This is a genomic window from Amycolatopsis sp. NPDC039088 (genome assembly GCF_055598845.1).
The window spans coordinates 211,339-229,306 of sequence record NZ_JBVKAE010000001.1 but is presented as its reverse complement, the minus strand read 5'-3'; the positions used below and the strand labels follow the sequence as shown (position 1 = coordinate 229,306).

At 68.9% G+C, this 17,968-nt stretch carries 11 protein-coding genes; all 11 read left to right on the top strand.

Annotated elements, in window-relative coordinates; genetic code table 11:
• Positions 1 to 18 precede the first annotated feature (18 nt).
• The 11 genes from ACZ7KI_RS01000 (at position 19) to ACZ7KI_RS00950 (ending at position 17,959) form a co-directional block, all read left to right on the top strand.
• Positions 19 to 5,595 carry an amino acid adenylation domain-containing protein gene (locus ACZ7KI_RS01000; protein ID WP_470271206.1) on the top strand — a complete coding sequence of 1,859 codons (5,577 nt, stop codon included), beginning with the start codon at positions 19 to 21 and terminating at the stop codon, positions 5,593 to 5,595.
• On the top strand, positions 5,592 to 5,801 hold the full coding sequence (locus ACZ7KI_RS00995; RefSeq protein WP_465502877.1) for an MbtH family protein: 210 nt from the start codon (positions 5,592 to 5,594) through the stop codon (positions 5,799 to 5,801). The genes ACZ7KI_RS01000 and ACZ7KI_RS00995 overlap by 4 nt, the downstream gene beginning before the upstream one ends.
• A 390-nt stretch (positions 5,802 to 6,191) precedes the next feature.
• On the top strand, positions 6,192 to 7,367 hold the full coding sequence (locus ACZ7KI_RS00990; RefSeq protein WP_470271205.1) for a cytochrome P450: 1,176 nt from the start codon (positions 6,192 to 6,194) through the stop codon (positions 7,365 to 7,367).
• A 649-nt stretch (positions 7,368 to 8,016) separates the two neighbouring features.
• On the top strand, positions 8,017 to 9,213 hold the full coding sequence (locus ACZ7KI_RS00985) for a cytochrome P450 (RefSeq protein WP_470271204.1): 1,197 nt from the start codon (positions 8,017 to 8,019) through the stop codon (positions 9,211 to 9,213).
• 126 nt (positions 9,214 to 9,339) lie between these two features.
• Complete coding sequence (locus ACZ7KI_RS00980) at positions 9,340 to 10,560, top strand: cytochrome P450 (protein WP_470271203.1); 1,221 nt, start codon at positions 9,340 to 9,342, stop codon at positions 10,558 to 10,560.
• A gap of 61 nt (positions 10,561 to 10,621) precedes the next feature.
• Positions 10,622 to 12,097: a tryptophan 7-halogenase gene (locus ACZ7KI_RS00975; RefSeq protein ID WP_470271202.1), complete on the top strand. Its 1,476-nt coding sequence runs from the start codon at positions 10,622 to 10,624 to the stop codon at positions 12,095 to 12,097.
• A gap of 58 nt (positions 12,098 to 12,155) precedes the next feature.
• Positions 12,156 to 13,346 carry a glycosyltransferase gene (locus ACZ7KI_RS00970; protein ID WP_470271201.1) on the top strand — a complete coding sequence of 397 codons (1,191 nt, stop codon included), beginning with the start codon at positions 12,156 to 12,158 and terminating at the stop codon, positions 13,344 to 13,346.
• An 11-nt stretch (positions 13,347 to 13,357) separates the two neighbouring features.
• Entirely contained in the window at positions 13,358 to 14,587 is a 1,230-nt protein-coding gene (locus tag ACZ7KI_RS00965; protein ID WP_470271200.1) for a glycosyltransferase, read from the top strand.
• Positions 14,588 to 14,619: 32 nt separating this feature from the next.
• Positions 14,620 to 15,852, top strand: coding sequence for a glycosyltransferase (locus ACZ7KI_RS00960; RefSeq protein ID WP_470271199.1), 1,233 nt, complete (start codon positions 14,620 to 14,622; stop codon positions 15,850 to 15,852).
• A 45-nt stretch (positions 15,853 to 15,897) separates the two neighbouring features.
• Positions 15,898 to 17,124: a methyltransferase domain-containing protein gene (locus tag ACZ7KI_RS00955; protein ID WP_470271198.1), complete on the top strand. Its 1,227-nt coding sequence runs from the start codon at positions 15,898 to 15,900 to the stop codon at positions 17,122 to 17,124.
• A 10-nt stretch (positions 17,125 to 17,134) separates the two neighbouring features.
• The gene (locus ACZ7KI_RS00950; protein WP_470271197.1) at positions 17,135 to 17,959 is read left to right on the top strand and encodes a PIG-L deacetylase family protein; all 825 of its coding nucleotides are present in this window, start codon (positions 17,135 to 17,137) and stop codon (positions 17,957 to 17,959) included.
• Positions 17,960 to 17,968 lie beyond the last annotated feature (9 nt).

The following is a 17,968-nucleotide window of genomic DNA, read 5'->3' as shown; positions in this document are numbered from 1 at the left end:
AGGCATAAGGAGCAAGTTGTGACCGTTGACGACACTCGCGCGAAGCGTCGCTCCAGCGTGGAGGACGTCTGGCCTCTTTCCCCGCTGCAAGAGGGAATGCTCTATCACACCGCCCTCGACAACGAGGGCCGTGACACCTACACCGTGCAGACCGTCTACGCCATCGACGGACCGCTGGACGCCGCTCTGCTGCGGGCGTCGTGGCAGGCCCTCGTGGACCGGCATGCCGCGCTGCGGGCCTGTTTCCGCTACGTCAGCGGCGCGCAGATGGTGCAGGTGATCGCGCGGGAAGCCGAAATCCCTTGGCGTGAAACGGATCTGACCGGATTGCCCGAGGACGTCGCCGAGGGCGAGGTGGACCGGCTGGCGGCCGACGAGGCGGCCGAGCGGCTGCGCGTCGAGGCGGCGCCGCTGATGAAACTGCACCTGCTCCGGCTCGGCCCCGACCGCCACCGGCTCGTGCACACGCTGCACCACGTGCTGGTGGACGGCTGGTCGATGCCGATCCTGCACCGCGAGCTCGCCGCGATCTACGCGGCGGGCGGGGACGCGTCCGGCCTTCCGCCCACTGTGTCCTATCGGGACTATCTCGCCTGGCTGGGACGGCAGGACAAGGAGGCGGCACGGGCGGCCTGGCGGGACGGGTTCGCCGGGCTGGACACCCCGACCACGGTCGCCGCGCCCGACCCGGCCCGCGTGCCGGACATCCACACGACGGTGGTCGAGCTGTCCACGGAACTGACGGACGGTCTGGCGCGGTTCGCGCGGGGCAACGACCTCACGCTGAACACCGTCGTGCAGGGCGCGTGGGCCGTCGTGGTGGCGCAGCTCTCCGGCCGCGACGACGTCGTGTTCGGCGCGACCGCCTCCGGGCGGCCCGCCGACCTCGACGGGGTGGAGGCGATGGTCGGCCAGCTGCTCAACACCCTGCCGGTGCGGGTCCGGCTCGACGGCGGGAAACGCGCGGTCGACCTGTTCGCCCGGGTGCAGCGCGAGCAGTCGGCGCTCATGGGGCATCAGCACCTCGGCCTGCAGGACGTCCAGGCGGTCGTCGGACCAGGGGCGGTCTTCGACACCCTCGTGATCTACGAGAACTTCCCCCGCAAGGGACTCGGCCGGACGTCGGACGGCGGTCTGGCCCTGATCCCGGTGAAGCGGGGACGCAACTCGTCGCATTATCCGTTCACGCTGGTCACCGGACCCGGCGAGCGGATGCCGCTGATCCTCGACTACGACCGGAGCCTGTTCGAGCCCGCGGCCGCCGAATCGGTCGTCGGCGCGCTGTCCCGGGTGCTGGAGCGCCTGGTCGCCGAGCCCGACGTCCTCGTCGGCCGTCTGACGCTGGTGAGCGAAGCCGAGCGCGCCCTGGTGCTGGACGAGTTCAACGCGACCGACGGCCCGGTGCCGGGGGACTCCGTCGTCGAACTGTTCGCCCGGCGGGTGGCCGCGGCGCCGGACGCGGTGGCGATCACCGACGCCGGCGGCGCGAACCTGACCTACGCCGAGGTCGGCCAGGCGTCGGACCGGCTGGCCGGTTATCTCGCCGGTCACGGGGTCGGCCGCGGCGACCGGGTCGGCGTGGCCATGGAACGGTCACCGGATCTGGTCATCGCGTTCCTCGCGATCTGGAAGGCGGGCGCCGCCTACGTCCCGGTGGACGTCGAGTACCCGGCCGAGCGGATCTCGTTCATCTTCGACGATTCCGGCGTCTCCACCGTCCTGTGCACCGAAGCCACGAGCGCGGTCGCGCCGGAGAACGCGATCGTGCTCGACGCGCCCGGAACGCGTGCGGCCGTGAACGACTGCGCCGCACCGGAAATCCGGCCGCACGCCGACGATCTCGCGTACGTCATGTACACCTCGGGATCCACCGGCCTGCCGAAGGGCGTGGGCATCCCGCACGGGGCCGTGGCCGGTCTGGCCGGTGACGCGGGCTGGCAGATCGGTCCGGACGACGGCGTGCTGATGCACGCGACGCACGTCTTCGACCCGTCGCTGTACGCGATGTGGGTGCCGCTCGTCTCGGGTGCCCGGGTGCTGCTCACCGAGCCGGGAGCGCTGGACGCGGCCGGGGTGCGGCAGGCCGTGCGCCGGGGCGCGACCTTCGTCCACCTCACCGCCGGTACCTTCCGCGCGCTGGCGGAAACGGCGCCGGAATGCTTCGAAGGACTGGTCGAGATCGGAACCGGCGGGGACGTGGTTCCCCTGCAGTCGGTGGAAAACCTGCGCCGCGCCCAGCCCGGTCTGCGGGTGCGCAACACCTACGGGCCGACCGAGACCACCCTGTGCGCGACGTGGCTGCCGATCGAACCCGGCGAGGTGATCGACGGGGAGCTGCCGATCGGGCACCCGATGACCAACCGCCGGATCTACGTCCTCGACGCTTTCCTGCGCCCGGTCGCGCCGGGTGTCGAAGGCGAGCTGTACATCGCGGGCACGGGCCTGGCCCGCGGGTACCTGAACGCCCCGGGATTGACGGCGGACCGGTTCGTGGCGTGCCCGTTCCTCGACGGCGAACGTATGTACCGCACCGGGGACCGGGCGCGCTGGACCTCCGGCGGCGAGATCGTCTTCCTCGGCCGCGCCGACGACCAGGTGAAGATCCGCGGCTACCGGGTCGAGCTCGGCGAAGTGGAGTCCGTGCTGGCGGCCCAGCCGGGAGTGGTCGAGGCCGTTCTCCTGGCGCGGGAAGACCAGCCGGGCGAAAAGCGCCTGGTCGGCTACTTCGTGTCCGACGGCACCGACGCGGGGCCGGAGGAGATCCGGCGGCAGATGGCATTGGTGCTGCCCGACTACATGGTCCCGATCGCCGTCGTCGCCCTGCCCGGTCTGCCCGTCACGCCCAACGGCAAGGTGGACCGCCGGGCGCTGCCCGCCCCGGATCTCGCGGGACGCTCCTCGGAGAAGGCGCCCGAGAACGAGACCGAGAAGGTGTTGTGCGCGCTGTTCGCCGAAATCCTCAGCGTGGACCAGGTCGGGGTCGACGACGCCTTCCAGGATCTCGGCGGCAGTTCGGCACTGGCCATGCGGCTCGTCGCGCGGATCCGTGAGGAGCTCGGCGCGGACCTGCCCATCCGGCAGCTGTTCTCGTCGCCGACGCCCGCGGGTCTGGCCAGGGCACTCGCCGCGAAGTCACGCCCCGCGCTGGAAGCCGTCCAGCGGCCGGACCGGCTGCCCCTCACCGCCCGGCAGCTGCGGGCCTGGCTGCTGGCCGATCCGAGCGGGGAGACGGCGGGCCTGCACACCTCGGTAACGCTGCGCCTGCGCGGAAAACTGGACGTGCCCGCGTTGACGTCGGCGCTCGGCGACGTCGCGGCCCGGCACGAACTGCTCCGCACGACCTTCCCCGGTGACGGGCAGAGCGTCCGCCAGGAAGTGCACGAGACCTGGCCGGTCGAGCCGACGCCGGTTCCGGTCACCGAGGAGGACCTTGCCGGGCTGCTCGCCGAACGGCGTGGGTCGGACTTCGACCTGACCAGGGAAGTGCCGTGGCGGTGCGAACTGTTCGCGCTCTCGGACAAAGAGCACGTGCTGCATCTGCAGATCCACCGGATCCTCGCCGACGACGACTCGCTGGACGTGTTCTTCCGCGATCTGGCGGCCGCGTACGGCGCGCGGCGCGAGGGCCGGGTGCCACAGCGGGCGCCACTGGCCTTGCAGTTCGCCGACTACGCGCTCTGGGAGCAGCGGCTGCTCGAAGGCGAGAACGAGCCGGGCGGCCTGATCAACGAGCAGATCACCTTCTGGCGGGACAACCTGGCGGGCATCGACGAAGAGACGGTGCTCCCGTTCGACCGTCCTCGGCCCGCCGTCCCGTCCCGGCGGGCGGGCGCGATCCCGCTGCGGTTGGCCGCGGGCCCGCACGCCCGGTTGACCGAGGCGGCGGAACCGCTGGGCGCGGAAACGCACCAGCTGGTGCACGCCGCGCTCGCCATGCTGCTGATCAAGTACGGGGCGGGCCACGACGTCGTGATCGGCACGACGCTGCCGCGGGACGAGGAACTCTTCGACCTCGAGCCGATGATCGGGCCGTTCACCCGGCCGCTCGCCCTGCGCACGGATCTCTCGGGGGATCCGACCTTCCTGGAGGTCGTCACCCGGGTCCAGGAAGCCTTCCAGGCCACGGAACAGCACTTGGACGTGCCCTTCGAGCGAATCGTCGAGCTGCTGGATCTGCCGGCGTCGCTCTCCCGCCACCCCGTGTTCCAGGTGGGACTGCGGGTGGACGAGGAGGACATCGACGGGTGGTCGGCGGCGGAACTGCCCGCGCTGCGCACCAGCGTCGAAGCCGGCGGGACCGAGGCCATGGAGCTGGATCTCACGGTCGAGCTCACCGAGCGCTTCGACGACGATGACGAAGCGGGCGGCCTCGAAGGCGCGCTGCACTACGCCGTCGACCTGTTCGACGAGGCCACGGCCGAGTCGGTGGCGCGGCGGCTGGTCCGCGTCCTCGAACAGGTGGCGGAAGACCCCCGGCGGCGGATCAGCGAGCTGGACCTCTTCCTGGACGATTTCGAACGCGGCCGTCCGCCCATCGCCCCGGCGCGCTGGGCCGGGGAAGTCCCCCAGGTGGTCGCCGACCTTGCCGGGGACAGCCCGCTCGGCGCGCTCCTGCTGGACGACCGGCTTCGTCCTGTCGCTCCTGGCGCCGTCGGCGATCTCTACGTCACCGGTCCCGCGGTGGACGAGGGACCGGCCGAACTGCCGACCGTGCCCTGCCCGTTCGGGGACGAAGGGCACCGGATGCTGCACACCGGTCTGCTCGCCCGCAAGACTCCCGCCAAGACTTTGGTCGTCGTGGGCGAGAGGCGGCGAGCGAGCGCTTCGGTGAAGACGGGTGACTTCGAGATCCTGTTGCCACTGCGGGTCACCGGTGACCGCCCGCCCCTGTTCTGTGTCCACGCGAGCGGCGGGCTGAGCTGGAACTACGAGCCGCTGCTGCGGTACCTCCCGCAGGATCAGCCGGTCTACGGCGTGCAGGCGCGCGGCTTGGCGCGTACGGAGCCGCTGCCGGGCAGCGTCGAGGAGATGGCCGCCGATTACCTGGCGCAGATCCGTGCCGTGCAGCCCGAAGGGCCGTACCACCTCCTCGGATGGTCGCTCGGTGGCCGCATCGCGCAGGCGATGGCCAGGTTGCTCGAAGCGGACGGGGAGCAGGTCGGCCTGCTCGCGCTGCTCGACGCCTATCCCGTCTACATGGGACGCAAGACGACCGGCGCGGCGAGCGAGGAAGCGGCTCTCTCCCAGCGAAATCAGGCGGATCTGGATCTGGCTGGGCAATTGGTCAAGGGGGAGGCCGCCCGGTCCCGCCTCGAAGCGGTCATGCGCAACCTCTGGGAGATCGGGCCGCGCCACACCTCTTCGCCCTTCGCCGGGGACATCCTCCTTTTCATCGCCACGGTGGACCGTCCCGAGCATTTGCCCGTCGCGGTGGCGAAAGCCAGCTGGAAGGAGTTCACCACCGGGGCCGTCGAGGCCCACGAGATCCCGTCCAACCACTACGACATGGTGCAAACCGCGGCGCTGGGCCAAATTGGAGCCATCGTCGCCGAGAAACTCCGGCACCGCCCGGAGGGTGAAAGGACACAACGATGACCAACCCCTTCGACAACGAAGACGGTTCCTTTTTCGTGCTGGTCAACGACGAAGGGCAGCACTCCCTGTGGCCGTCCTTCGCGGAGGTGCCCGCCGGCTGGACCCGGGTGCACGGCGAGGCCCCTCGCCAGGAGTGCCTCGCCTATGTCGAGGAGAACTGGACCGACCTCCGGCCGAAGAGCCTCATCCGGGAAACGAGCGCCTGAGCGAAGGTGTCCAGCCGCTCAACGCGGACGGTTGGACGCGCGCGGTGGCCATGTCGCGAACAGGCAGCCCGCTCGATTCATCGAGCGGTGAGGCGAAAGTGTCCGGTGGTACGAGGGCTGGTCACTCAAAATCGTCCAGCGGCCATGTCCCGAAAGCCACTTTCGGGACATCTGATGTCCCGAAAGTGGCTTTCGCGACACGCCCCGGCGCCAGTTCCGGCAAGAACCACGGCAGCGGCGTAGTGAAGGCCTCCTTACCTACCTTCAGGGTGGGTAAGGAGACCTTCACGGACACCTGCGGCCGAAAGGGCGCGTGCGGATGTGGCGACACACCCCCGGCGTCGCCCGCCCCTGATTCATCGGCTGGACGAGGCGAAAGGACCTTGTGCGGTGTTCGAGGAGAACAACGCCCTCCGGGGCACGGAAATACACCGGAGAGACCGATTCGATCCGGGGCCGGAGTTGCGTTCCCTGATGAGCGAAGGCTCCTGGGCCATCTTGGAGGACAAGCATTCCCCCGATGGACGGACCGGCTGGCTCGCCACCGGGTACGACGAGATCCGGCAAGTTCTCGGCTCGGACAAGTTCAGCGCCAAACTGCTCTTCGGCGGGACCGCGGCCGGGCGGATCTGGCCCGGCTTCCTCGGGCAGTACGACCCACCGGAGCACACGCGCCTGCGCCGGATGGTGGCGTCCGCGTTCACCTTCCGCCGGATGCAGGCCTTCCAGCCGCAGATCGAGACGATCGTCAAGGCCACCCTGGACGACATCGAGGCCACCGGTGGCCCGGTGGATTTCGTCCCCCGGTTCGCTTGGCCCGTCGCGACGACGGTGATCTGCGACTTCCTCGGCATTCCCCGTGACGATCAGGCGGACCTGTCCCGTGCCTTGCACGCCAGCCGGTCCGAGCGGTCGGGTAAACGGCGCGTGGCGGCGGGAAACAAGTTCTGGACCTACATGGGCCAGGTCGCGGCCAAGACCCGCCGCGATCCCGGTGACGACATGTTCGGTGCGGTGGTGCGCGAACACGGCGACGACATCACCGACGCGGAACTGCTGGGAGTCGCCGCGTTCGTCATGGGCGCGAGCGGGGACCAGGTGGCTCGTTTCCTCGCGGCGGGCGCGTGGCTGATGGCCGAGAACCCGGAACAGTTCGCTCTGCTCCGGGAGAAACCGGAGACCATCCCGGATTGGCTGAACGAGGTTGCCCGGTACCTCACCAGCGACGAGAAGACCACTCCGCGCATCGCGCTCGAGGACGTGCGCGTCGGCGATCAGCTCATCAAGAAGGGCGACGCCGTCACCTGCTCCCTGCTGGCCGCGAACCGCCGGAAGTTCCCCGACGAGGAAGACCGGTTCGACATCACCCGGGAAAAGCCCGCCCACGTCACGTTCGGGCACGGCATCCATCACTGCCTCGGCCGTCCGTTGGCCGAGATGGTGTTCCGGACGGCGATTCCGGCGCTGGCGCACCGTTTTCCGACGCTCAAGCTGGCGGAGCCGGACCGCGAGATCAAACTGGGTCCGCCGCCGTTCGACGTGGAAGCCCTGCTGCTCGACTGGTAGCGCGGCGTCGGTACCGGTGGTCGTGAGTGGCGATCCGGGTTATCGGTGGGTAAGCCGAATATGGCGTGCCCTCCCGTGGGTCCGGACTGGCTACCGGAAGCCCGGCCGAGGACAGAGTGTCCACAAAGGACAACCGTCGTGAGTGCCAAGTGGTGTTCTATTGAGGGGTAAGGCAAAGGTGGCGTGGTGGGCGGTAAGTCCGTGAAGGCCTCCTTGAGGGACTCTGGGTCCCTCAAGGAGGCCTTCACGGACTTCAAGACGGGACGTTGATGTCACAGCCGTCCCACTGTCACCAGGGATCACGCCTGACGGTAGTGAAGGGCTCCTTCACTACCGTCAGCGTAGGCAAGGAAGCCTTCACCACCAGGGAAACGCGTAGGCAGCAGCGACCACAGCCCGCGACACGACACGTTTGACTTACCCCTCAATAACCCTACTTAGCACTCACGACCCCACCCAAAACCGCACATGCAGGCCTAAACCGGACACAGAGTTGGCTGGCAGTGTCCCTTGTGGACAGTCGTCAGGTAGTGAAGGCCTCCTTCGCTACCTTGAGGGTAAGTAAGGGGACCTTCACGGCAACGAGCCGAACACCCCGGCCCACCCGCTACCTGTGCCCCTTTTTCTCCGCCGTAGCAAAGGAGTTCCATTGACTGACGACGACCCGCGTCCGCTGCACATTCGCAGGGACGGCTTGGATCCGGCGGACGAGCTGCTCGCCGCCGGAGCACTGACGAGGGTCACCGTCGGTTCCGGAGCGGACGCCGAGACCCATTGGATGGCGGCCACGCACGCCGTCGTCCGGCAGGTGATGGGCGATCACAAGCAGTTCAGCACCCGGCGCCGCTGGGACCCGCGGGACGAGATCGGCGGAAAGGGCATCTTCCGGCCGCGTGAACTGGTCGGGAACCTGATGGACTACGACCAGCCCGAGCACACGCGGCTGCGGCAGAAGCTCACTCCCGGCTTCACCCTGCGCAAGATGCAGCGGATGCAGCCGTACGTCGAGCAGATCGTGAACGGCTGTCTCGACGAGATGGAGGAGGCGGGATCCCCCGCGGATCTGGTCCCGCTCCTCGCCGAGAAGGTGCCCGGCGCCGTGCTGTGCGAACTGATCGGCGTGCCGAGGGACGACCGGGACATGTTCCTGAAGCTCTGTCACGGACACCTCGACGCCTCACTGAGCCAGAAGAGGCGGGCGGCGCTCGGCGACAAGTTCTCCCGCTATCTGCTGGCGATGATCGCCAGGGAACGCGAGGAACCGGGCGAGGGGATGATCGGGGCGGTCGTCGCCGAATACGGGGACGACGCCACGGACGAGGAGCTGCGCGGCTTCTGCGTTCAGGTGATGCTGGCCGGTGACGACAACATCTCCGGCATGATCGGGCTCGGTGTGCTGGCGATGCTGCGGCACCCCGAGCAGATCGCCGCGTTCCGCGATGACGACCAGTCGGCGCAACGAGCCGTCGACGAACTGATCCGGTACCTGACCGTGCCCTACAGCCCGACACCCCGCATCGCCACGCAGGACGTCACCATCGGGGACCAGGTGATCAAGCGGGGCGAGAGTGTCATCTGTTCACTGCCGGCGGCGAACCGTGACCCGGCGCTGGTGCCGGATCCGGAGCGGCTCGACGTCACCCGCGATCCCGTCCCGCACGTCGCGTTCGGGCACGGCATCCACCACTGCCTCGGCGCCGCGCTGGCCCGCCTCGAACTGCGCACGGTCTTCACCGCGCTGTGGCGGCGTTTTCCCACGCTGAGGCTCGCGGATCCCGCACAGGACACCAAGTTCCGCCTGACCACTCCCGCGTACGGCTTGACCGAGCTGATGGTCGCCTGGTGAACGACGGCCCCGTCCACCGGGGCCGCTGGACCTCCCGCCTGATTACGGGTGAAATTGGGTGTCGGCGTGTTCGGGCCGATAACGGCCAACGGTCATTTTCCGGTCAACCAAGGAGCTTCCATTCGGATGGGGCACGGTATCGATCAGGTCGCGCCACTCCTGCGGGAGCCCGCGAACTTCCAGCTGAGGACGAACTGCGATCCGCATGAGGACAATTTCGACCTCAGGGCGCACGGCCCGCTGGTCCGGATAGCCGGGGATTCGTCGACGCAGTTGGGCAGAGAATTCGTCTGGCAGGCACAGGGTTACGACGTCGTCCGCCGGATATTGGGTGATCACGAGAATTTCACCACCCGGCCGCAATTCACCAACGCGAAATCCGGTGCGCACGTCGAAGCCCAGTTCGTCGGGCAGATATCGACTTACGATCCGCCGGAGCACACCCGGCTGCGGAAGATGCTCACCCCGGAATTCACGGTCCGGCGGATCCGCCGGATGGAACCCGCCATCCAAAGCCTCGTCGACGATCGCCTCGACCTGCTGGAGGCCGAGGGATCGCCCGCGGACCTCCAGGCGCTGTTCGCCGACCCGGTCGGCGCCTTTTCCCTCTGCGAACTGCTCGGCATCCCGCGGGACGACCAGCGCGAGTTCGTCCGGCGGCTCAGGCGGAACACCGATCTGAGCCGCGGCCTCAAGGCGCGGGCGGCGGACAGCGCGGCGTTCAACCGGTACCTGGACAACCTCATCGCCCGGCAGCGCGCGGATCCGGACGACGGGTTCCTCGGCATGATCGTGCGCGAGCACGGCGGCAACGTCACGGACGAGGAACTGAAGGGTCTGTGCACGGCGCTGATCCTCGGCGGTGTCGAGACCGTCGCGGGGATGATCGGTTTCGGGGTACTCGCCCTGCTGCAGAACCCCGACCAGATCAAGGTGCTTTTCGAAGGCCCGGAGCGCGCCGATCGCGTCGTCAACGAACTGGTGCGTTATCTGTCTCCCGTGCAGGCGCCGAATCCCCGGCTCGCCATCAAGGACGTGGTCATCGACGGCCAGTTGATCAAGGCGGGGGATTACGTCCTGTGCTCGGTCCTGATGGCGAACAGGGATGCGGCGTTGACGCCGAATCCCAACGTCCTGGACGCGAATCGTGCCGCGGTTTCGGACGTCGGATTCGGGCACGGCATCCATTACTGCGTCGGCGCGGCGCTGGCCCGCTCGATGCTGCGGACGGCGTATCAGACCCTGTGGCGGCGATTCCCCGGACTGCGGCTGGCAGTGCCCATCGCGGAAGTGAAATACCGAAGCGCGTTCGTCGACTGTCCTGATCAGGTCCCAGTCGCCTGGTAGCACGATCCGGGGTGGAAAACCAGCCTCCGCAATTTGACACTCGATAGAGGAATGGTGGGAGATGTCGGTCGAAGACTTCGATGTGGTGGTGGCTGGTGGCGGACCGGGTGGTTCGACCGTCGCCACGCTGGTGGCCATGCAGGGCCATCGCGTGTTGTTGCTGGAAAAAGAGGTTTTCCCTCGATACCAGATCGGCGAGTCGCTGCTGCCCGCCACGGTGCACGGCGTGTGCCGGATGCTCGGCGTCTCCGACGAGCTGGCCAATGCCGGTTTCCCGATCAAACGGGGCGGCACGTTCCGCTGGGGCGCCCGGCCGGAGCCGTGGACGTTCCACTTCGGCATCTCCGCCAAAATGGCCGGTTCGACGTCGCACGCCTATCAGGTCGAGCGGGCGCGCTTCGACGACATCCTGCTGAAGAACGCCAAGAGCAAGGGCGTGGTCGTGCGGGAAGGCTGCTCGGTCCACGACATCGTGGAAGACGGTGAGCGGGTCACCGGTGCGCGCTACACCGATCCCGACGGCAACGAGCGTGAAGTGTCGGCGCGGTTCGTGATCGACGCGTCGGGCAACAAGAGCAGGCTCTACTCGAAGGTCGGCGGTTCGCGGAACTACTCGGAGTTCTTCCGCAGCCTCGCGTTGTTCGGCTATTTCGAGGGTGGCAAACGCCTGCCCGAGCCGGTTTCGGGGAACATCCTGAGCGTCGCCTTCGACAACGGCTGGTTCTGGTACATCCCGTTGAGCGACACGCTGACCAGTGTCGGCGCGGTGGTGCGCCGGGAGGACGCCGACAAGATCCAGGGCGACCGCGAGAAGGCCCTCAACGCCTTGATCGCCGAATGCCCGCTGATCTCGGACTACCTCTCGAACGCGACCAGGGTGACCACCGGCAAGTACGGCGAACTGCGGGTCCGCAAGGACTATTCGTACCAGCAGGAGAGTTACTGGCGGCCGGGGATGATCCTGGTCGGCGACGCCGCGTGCTTCGTGGACCCGGTGTTCTCCTCCGGCGTGCACCTGGCGACCTACAGCGCGCTGCTCGCGGCCCGGTCGATCAACAGTGTCCTCGCGGGTGACTTGGACGAGAAGACCGCGCTGAACGAGTTCGAGTCGCGCTACCGCCGCGAGTACGGCGTCTTCTACGAATTCCTCGTGTCCTTCTACCAGATGAACGTCAACGAGGAATCGTATTTCTGGCAGGCCAAGAAGGTCACCCAGAACCAGAGCACCGACATCGAATCGTTCGTCGAGCTGATCGGCGGGGTGTCGTCCGGGGAGACCGCGCTGACCGCGGCCGACCGGATCGCCGCGCGCAGCGCCGAGTTCGCCGCGGCCGTGGACAAGATGGCGGCGGGCGACGGCGACGACATGGTGCCGATGTTCAAGTCGGCGGTGGTCCAGCAGGCGATGCAGGAAGCGGGCCAGGTCCAGATGAAGGCGCTGCTCGGCGAGGACGCCGAACCCGAGCTGCCGCTCTTCCCCGGTGGCCTGGTGACTTCGCCCGACGGAATGAAGTGGCTGCCGCACCACCCGGTGTGAGCCGCTGCCCGTCAAGAGCCGACCGGTGGCCGAGGACCTACGAAACAGGGGATGCGAAATGCGCGTGCTGATCTCGGGGTGTGGATCACGCGGAGACATCGAACCGTTGGTGGCCTTGGCCGTCCGGTTGCGAGAACTGGGTGTCCAGGCGCGGATGTGCCTGCCGCCCGACTACGCGGAACGATGCGCCGAGGCCGGGGTGCCGATGGTGCCGGTCGGGCCGGCGGTACGGGCGGGGGCCCGCGGGCCGGGGGAACCGGCGCCGGGGGATCCCGAAATCGTGACCGACGTGGTCGCCGAATGGTTCGGCAAGCTTCCGGCGGCCGCCGAAGGCTGTGCGGCGGTGGTGACGACCGGGCTGCTGCCCGCCGCCGTCGCCGCGCGGTCGGTGGCCGAGAAACTGGGCGTCCCGTACCGCTACGTCGTGCTGTCCCCGGACCATCTGCCGTCGGTGCACAGCCGGGCGGAGCTGGACATGTACAACGAAGGCGCATACGGGCTCTTCGGTGACGCGGTCAACGAAAAGCGGGCCTCGCTCGGCCTGGCGCCGGTGAAGGACCTCTTCGACTACGGCTACACCGAGCGGCCCTGGCTGGCGTCGGACCAGGTACTGGCGCCGCTGCCGTCGTCGGACTCCGGCACCGTGCAGACCGGTGCGTGGATCCTGCCCGACGAACGGCCCCTGCCGTCGGAGCTGGAGGCGTTCCTGGCCGCCGGGCCACCGCCGGTCTACGTCGGTTTCGGCAGTTCGTCCGGTGCCAGGACCGCCGCTGCCGCGAAGATGTCCGTCGAGGTGGTCCGCGCACAGGGCCATCGGGTGGTGCTTTCCCGTGGCTGGGCCGATCTCGCCCTGCCGGACGAGGACGACGGCTGCTTCGCCGTCGGCGAGGTGAACCTCCAGGAGCTGTTCGGCCGGGTCTCCGCCGCCATCCACCACGACAGCGCGGGCACGACGTACGTGGCCATGCGGGCGGGCATCCCCCATGTCGTCGTGCGTCGCGTGGTGGACAACGTGGTGGAGCAGGCGTACCACGCCGACCGGGTGGCCGAGCTGGGCGTCGGGGTGGCGATCGACGGGCCGGTCCCGGCCGCCGATTCCCTGTCGGCGGCGCTCGTCGAGGCCCTGTCCCCGGAAATCCGGGCGCGGGCGAAGGCGGTGGCGGCCACGATGCGCGTCGACGGGACGACGGTGGCCGCGGAACTGCTGTTCGACGCGGCCGGCGTCGAGAAGCCGGTCGTGCCCGCATGAACGGAGGAAATGTGACGCGGGTGTTGTTGGCGACGTGCGGAAGCCGCGGCGACGTCGAACCGTTGGTGGCGCTGGCCGTCCGGTTGCGGGAGCTCGGTGCGGAGGCGGTGCTGGCCGCACCGCCGGACTGCGCGGACCGGCTGGCCGAGGTCGGCGTGCCGCATGTGCCCGTCGGCGCCTCCGCGCGCGAGCCGGTCAAGAACGCGGCGCCGCCGACGCGCGAGGACATGCAGCGGTTCATGGCCGAGACGATCACCACGCAGTTCGACCGGATCCCGGCTGCCGCCGAGGGATGTTCCGCCGTGGTGACGTCCGGGCTGCTCGCCGCCGCGATCGGGGTGCGGTCGGTCGCCGAAAAGCTGGGCATCCCGTACTTCTACGCCTTCCACTGCCCGAGTTTCGTGCCGTCGCCGCACTACGCGCCACCTCCGCCCCTTGGCGAGCCGCCGGCACCAGAGGGGACCGACATCAGGGCGCTGTGGGAGCGGAACAACCAGAGCGCCTTCCGGCGGTACGGTGGTCCGCTCAACAGCAGCCGGGCAGCGATCGGCCTGCCGCCGGTCGAGGACATCTTCGGCTTCGGCTACACCGATCACCCTTGGCTGGCCGCCGATCCGGTGCTGGCCCCGCTGCAGCCGACCGACCTCGACGCCGTGCAGACCGGTGCCTGGATCGTGCCGGACGAACGACCGCTTTCCGCTGAGCTGGAAGCCTTCCTGGACGCCGGCACACCGCCGGTGTACCTCGGGTTCGGCAGCCTGCGCGCCCCCGCCGACGCCGTCCGGGTGGCCGTCGACGCGATCCGTGCCCAGGGCCGCCGGGTGCTCCTTTCCCGTGGCTGGGCCGATCTGGTGCTGCCCGACGACCGGGAAGACTGTTTCGAGACCGGCGAAGTGAACCACCAGGCGCTGTTCCCGCGGGTTGCCGCCGTCGTCCATCACGGTGGCGCGGGCACGACACACGTGGCGACGCGGGCGGGCGCGCCCCAGATCCTGCTGCCCCAGATGGCGGACCAGCCGTACTACGCGAGCCGCGTGGCCGAGCTGGGGATCGGCGTGGCGCACGACGGCCCGGTCCCGACCTTCGATTCCCTGTCGGCCGCGCTCACCACGGCGCTCGCCCCGGAAACCCGTGCCCGTGCGACGGCCGTGGCGGCCACGGCCGGGACGGACGGGACGACGGTGGCGGCGGAACTGCTGCTCGACGCGGCCAGCCGGGCCAAGTCTTCGGTTTCCGCGTGAAACCCACAACCGATCAAGATAGGGGACGCGAAATGCGTGTGCTGTTGTCGACGTGCGGAAGCCGCGGAGACGTCGAACCGCTGGTGGCCTTGGCGGTCCGGTTGCGGGAACTCGGCGCGGAAGTACGCATGTGCGCGTCGCCTTCCTCCGCGGACCGGCTCGCCGAAGCCGGTGTGCCGCATGTGCCGGTCGGACTGGCGCACGAGGGAATGCTGCTGCAGGAGGGAATGCCGCCGCCGTCGGCCGAGGAGGAGCGCAAGTTCGCGGCCATGGCGATCGACATGCAGTTCGACCAGGTCCCCCCGGGGGCCGAGGGCTGTGACGTGGTGGTGGCGACCGGCGAGCTGGCCCACGCGACCGGTGTGCGGTCGGTGGCCGAGAAGCTCGGTATCCCTTACTTCTACGCCGCATACAGCCCGAACTACCTGCCGTCGTCGAACTATCACCCGCCCGAGGACGAGCGGACCACGCCGGGCGTGACCGACTTCGGGGTGCTCTGGGCCGAGCGTGCCGAGCGTTTCTCCGAGCGGTACGGGGAAGCGCTCAACAACAGGCGCGCCGCGATCGGCCTGGCCCCGGTCGACGACGTCTTCCGCTACGGCTACGGCGAGCGGCCCTGGCTGGCGGCGGACGCCGTCCTCGCCCCGGTGGATCCGGCTCTCGACGCCGTGCAGACCGGCGCCTGGATCCTGCCGGACGAACGGCCGCTACCGGCGGATCTGGAGGCGTTCCTGGCCGCCGGGCCACCGCCGGTGTACGTCGGTTTCGGCAGCGCGTCCGGTCCCGGACTCGCCGACGCCACGAAGACGGCCATCGAAGCGATCCGCGCCCAGGGTCACCGCGTGATCCTTTCCCGCGGCTGGGCCGATCTGGACCTGCCCGACGACGGGGCCGACTGCTTCGCCGTCGGCGAGGTGAACATCCAGGCACTGTTCGGCCGGGTGGCCGCCGCCCTCCACAAGGGCAGCGCGGGCACGTTGCACCTGGCCGCACGGGCGGGCATCCCCCAGCTCGTGCTGCCCCGGCACACGGACCAGCCGTACTTCGCGAGCCGCGTGACCGCGCTGGGAATCGGGGTGGCGCTGGAGGAACGTCCGGTCCCGACCTTCGACACCTTCTCGGCCGCGCTCACGAAGGCCCTTTCCCCGGAAACCCGCGCGCGAGTGGCGGCCGTGGCGGACCAGGCCCGCACCGACGGCCGGACGATGGCCGCGGAACTGCTGTTCGAGGCCGCGGGACAGGGCAAGCTCACCGTTCCCGCGTGACCGCGCGCCACGACTTCTTCGACGACAAAGCACAGAGGAGACCGCATGCCCACCACGTCCCAGTGCCGTATCTGTGACGGCACTGTCACCGAGTTCATCGATTTCGGGCGACAGCCGCTTTCGGACGCGTTCGTGGTTCCCGGCGAGGAGAAGAAGGAGTTCTTCTTCCGGCTCGCCACGGGGATCTGCGATTCCTGCACGATGGTGCAGCTGATGGAAGAGGTCCCGAGGGACCTGATGTTCCACGAGGCCTACCCCTACCACTCGTCCGGTTCGGCCGTCATGCGCGAGCATTTCACCGGACTGGCCAAGCGGTTGCTGACCACGGAGCTGACCGGCGAAGACCCGTTCATCGTCGAGCTCGGCTGCAACGACGGCATCATGCTCAAGGCCGTGGCCGAAGCGGGCGTGCGCCAGCTCGGCGTCGAACCCTCCGGCGGCGTCGCCGATCTGGCCGCTGCCAAGGGGATCCGCGTCCGCAAGGACTTCTTCGAAGAGGCGACGGCGGCCGACATCCGGAAGAACGACGGGCCTGCCGACGTGATCTACGCGGCCAACACCCTGTGCCACATCCCCTACATGGACTCGATCCTGAAGGGCGTCACCACCCTGCTCGGCCCGAACGGCGTGTTCGTGTTCGAGGACCCGTACCTCGGGGACATCGTGGAGCGCACCTCGTTCGACCAGATCTACGACGAGCATTTCTTCTTCTTCACCGCACGTTCGGTCCAGGAGATGGCCGCGCGCAACGGTCTCGAACTCGTGGACGTCGAGCGCATCCCGGTGCACGGCGGCGAGGTCCGCTACACCCTCGCCCTCGCCGGGGCACGGAAGCCGACCGAGGCCGTGGCGGAGCTCCTGGCGTGGGAGACCGAGCGCAAGCTGGCGGAGTACGCCACGCTCGAAGGTTTCGCCGCCAACGTCAAGAAGATCAAGGAAGACCTGATCGCGTTGCTGACCAAGCTTCGCGCCGAGGGCAAACGCGTCGTCGGCTACGGCGCGACGGCGAAGAGCGCCACGGTGACCAACTTCTGTGGCATCACCCCGGATCTGGTGGAGTTCATCTCGGACACCACCCCGGCCAAACAGGGCAGGCTCAGCCCTGGCCAGCACATCCCGGTCCGCGAGTACCGGGAATTCGCCGACGATCACCCGGACTACGCGCTGCTGTTCGCCTGGAACCACGCCGACGAGATCATGAGCGCGGAGCAGGCTTTCCGTGACTCCGGCGGGCAGTGGATCCGGTACGTGCCGAATGTGCACGTGAGCTGACGTGGCCGCGATGACCCACGACCTCGGCGCGGACCGGATACTGGCGATCTCCCCCCATCTGGACGACGCGGTCCTGTCCTTCGGGGCAGGCCTCGCCCAGGCGGAACGCGACGGCGCGAAGGTGACCGTCCACACGGTGTTCGCCGGTAGCGCGACGCCGCCGTTCTCACCGGCGGCGGAGCGGCTGCACTCGATCTGGGGGCTCTCGCCGGATCAGGACGCTTCGCTGCGTCGCCGCGAGGAAGACATCGCCGCGCTCGGCCACCTGGGGGCCGAGTACCGGCACGGCCGTTTCCTCGACGCCATCTATCGCAAGTCGCCGGACGGCCGATGGCTGGCCGACAACGTGCCGGGACGGCAGAAGCTGGCCATCGGACCGCAGTCGCCCCAGGGTGATCCGGAGCTGTTCGCCGCGGTACAGGAAGAAATCGCGTCGATCGTCGACGAGTGCGACCCGACGCTGATCGTGACCTGCGCGGCCGCCAGCGGACATGTCGACAACGAGATCACGCGGGACGCCACACTGCTCGTCGCGCGGGAGAAGGACATCCCGGTGCGGCTGTGGGAAGACCTTCCGCACGCGATGTTCGCGCCGGGCGCCGCCGAACTCCCGGCGGGTTTCCGGCTTGGTGTTCCCGATTTCGTGTCCGTCGAACCGGCGGCGCGGACACGGAAGTTCGAGGCGATGCGGCTTTATCCGACGCAGATGTCGATGCTCCACGGCCCGGAAAAGGACCTTTTCGCGCAGTTGGAAAGGCACGCCCGGAAAAGCTCGCCGCAGGGCGCGTACGGCGAAACGACCTGGCCGGTCATCGCCCGCGAAGACAACGGCTGACTCGTGCCG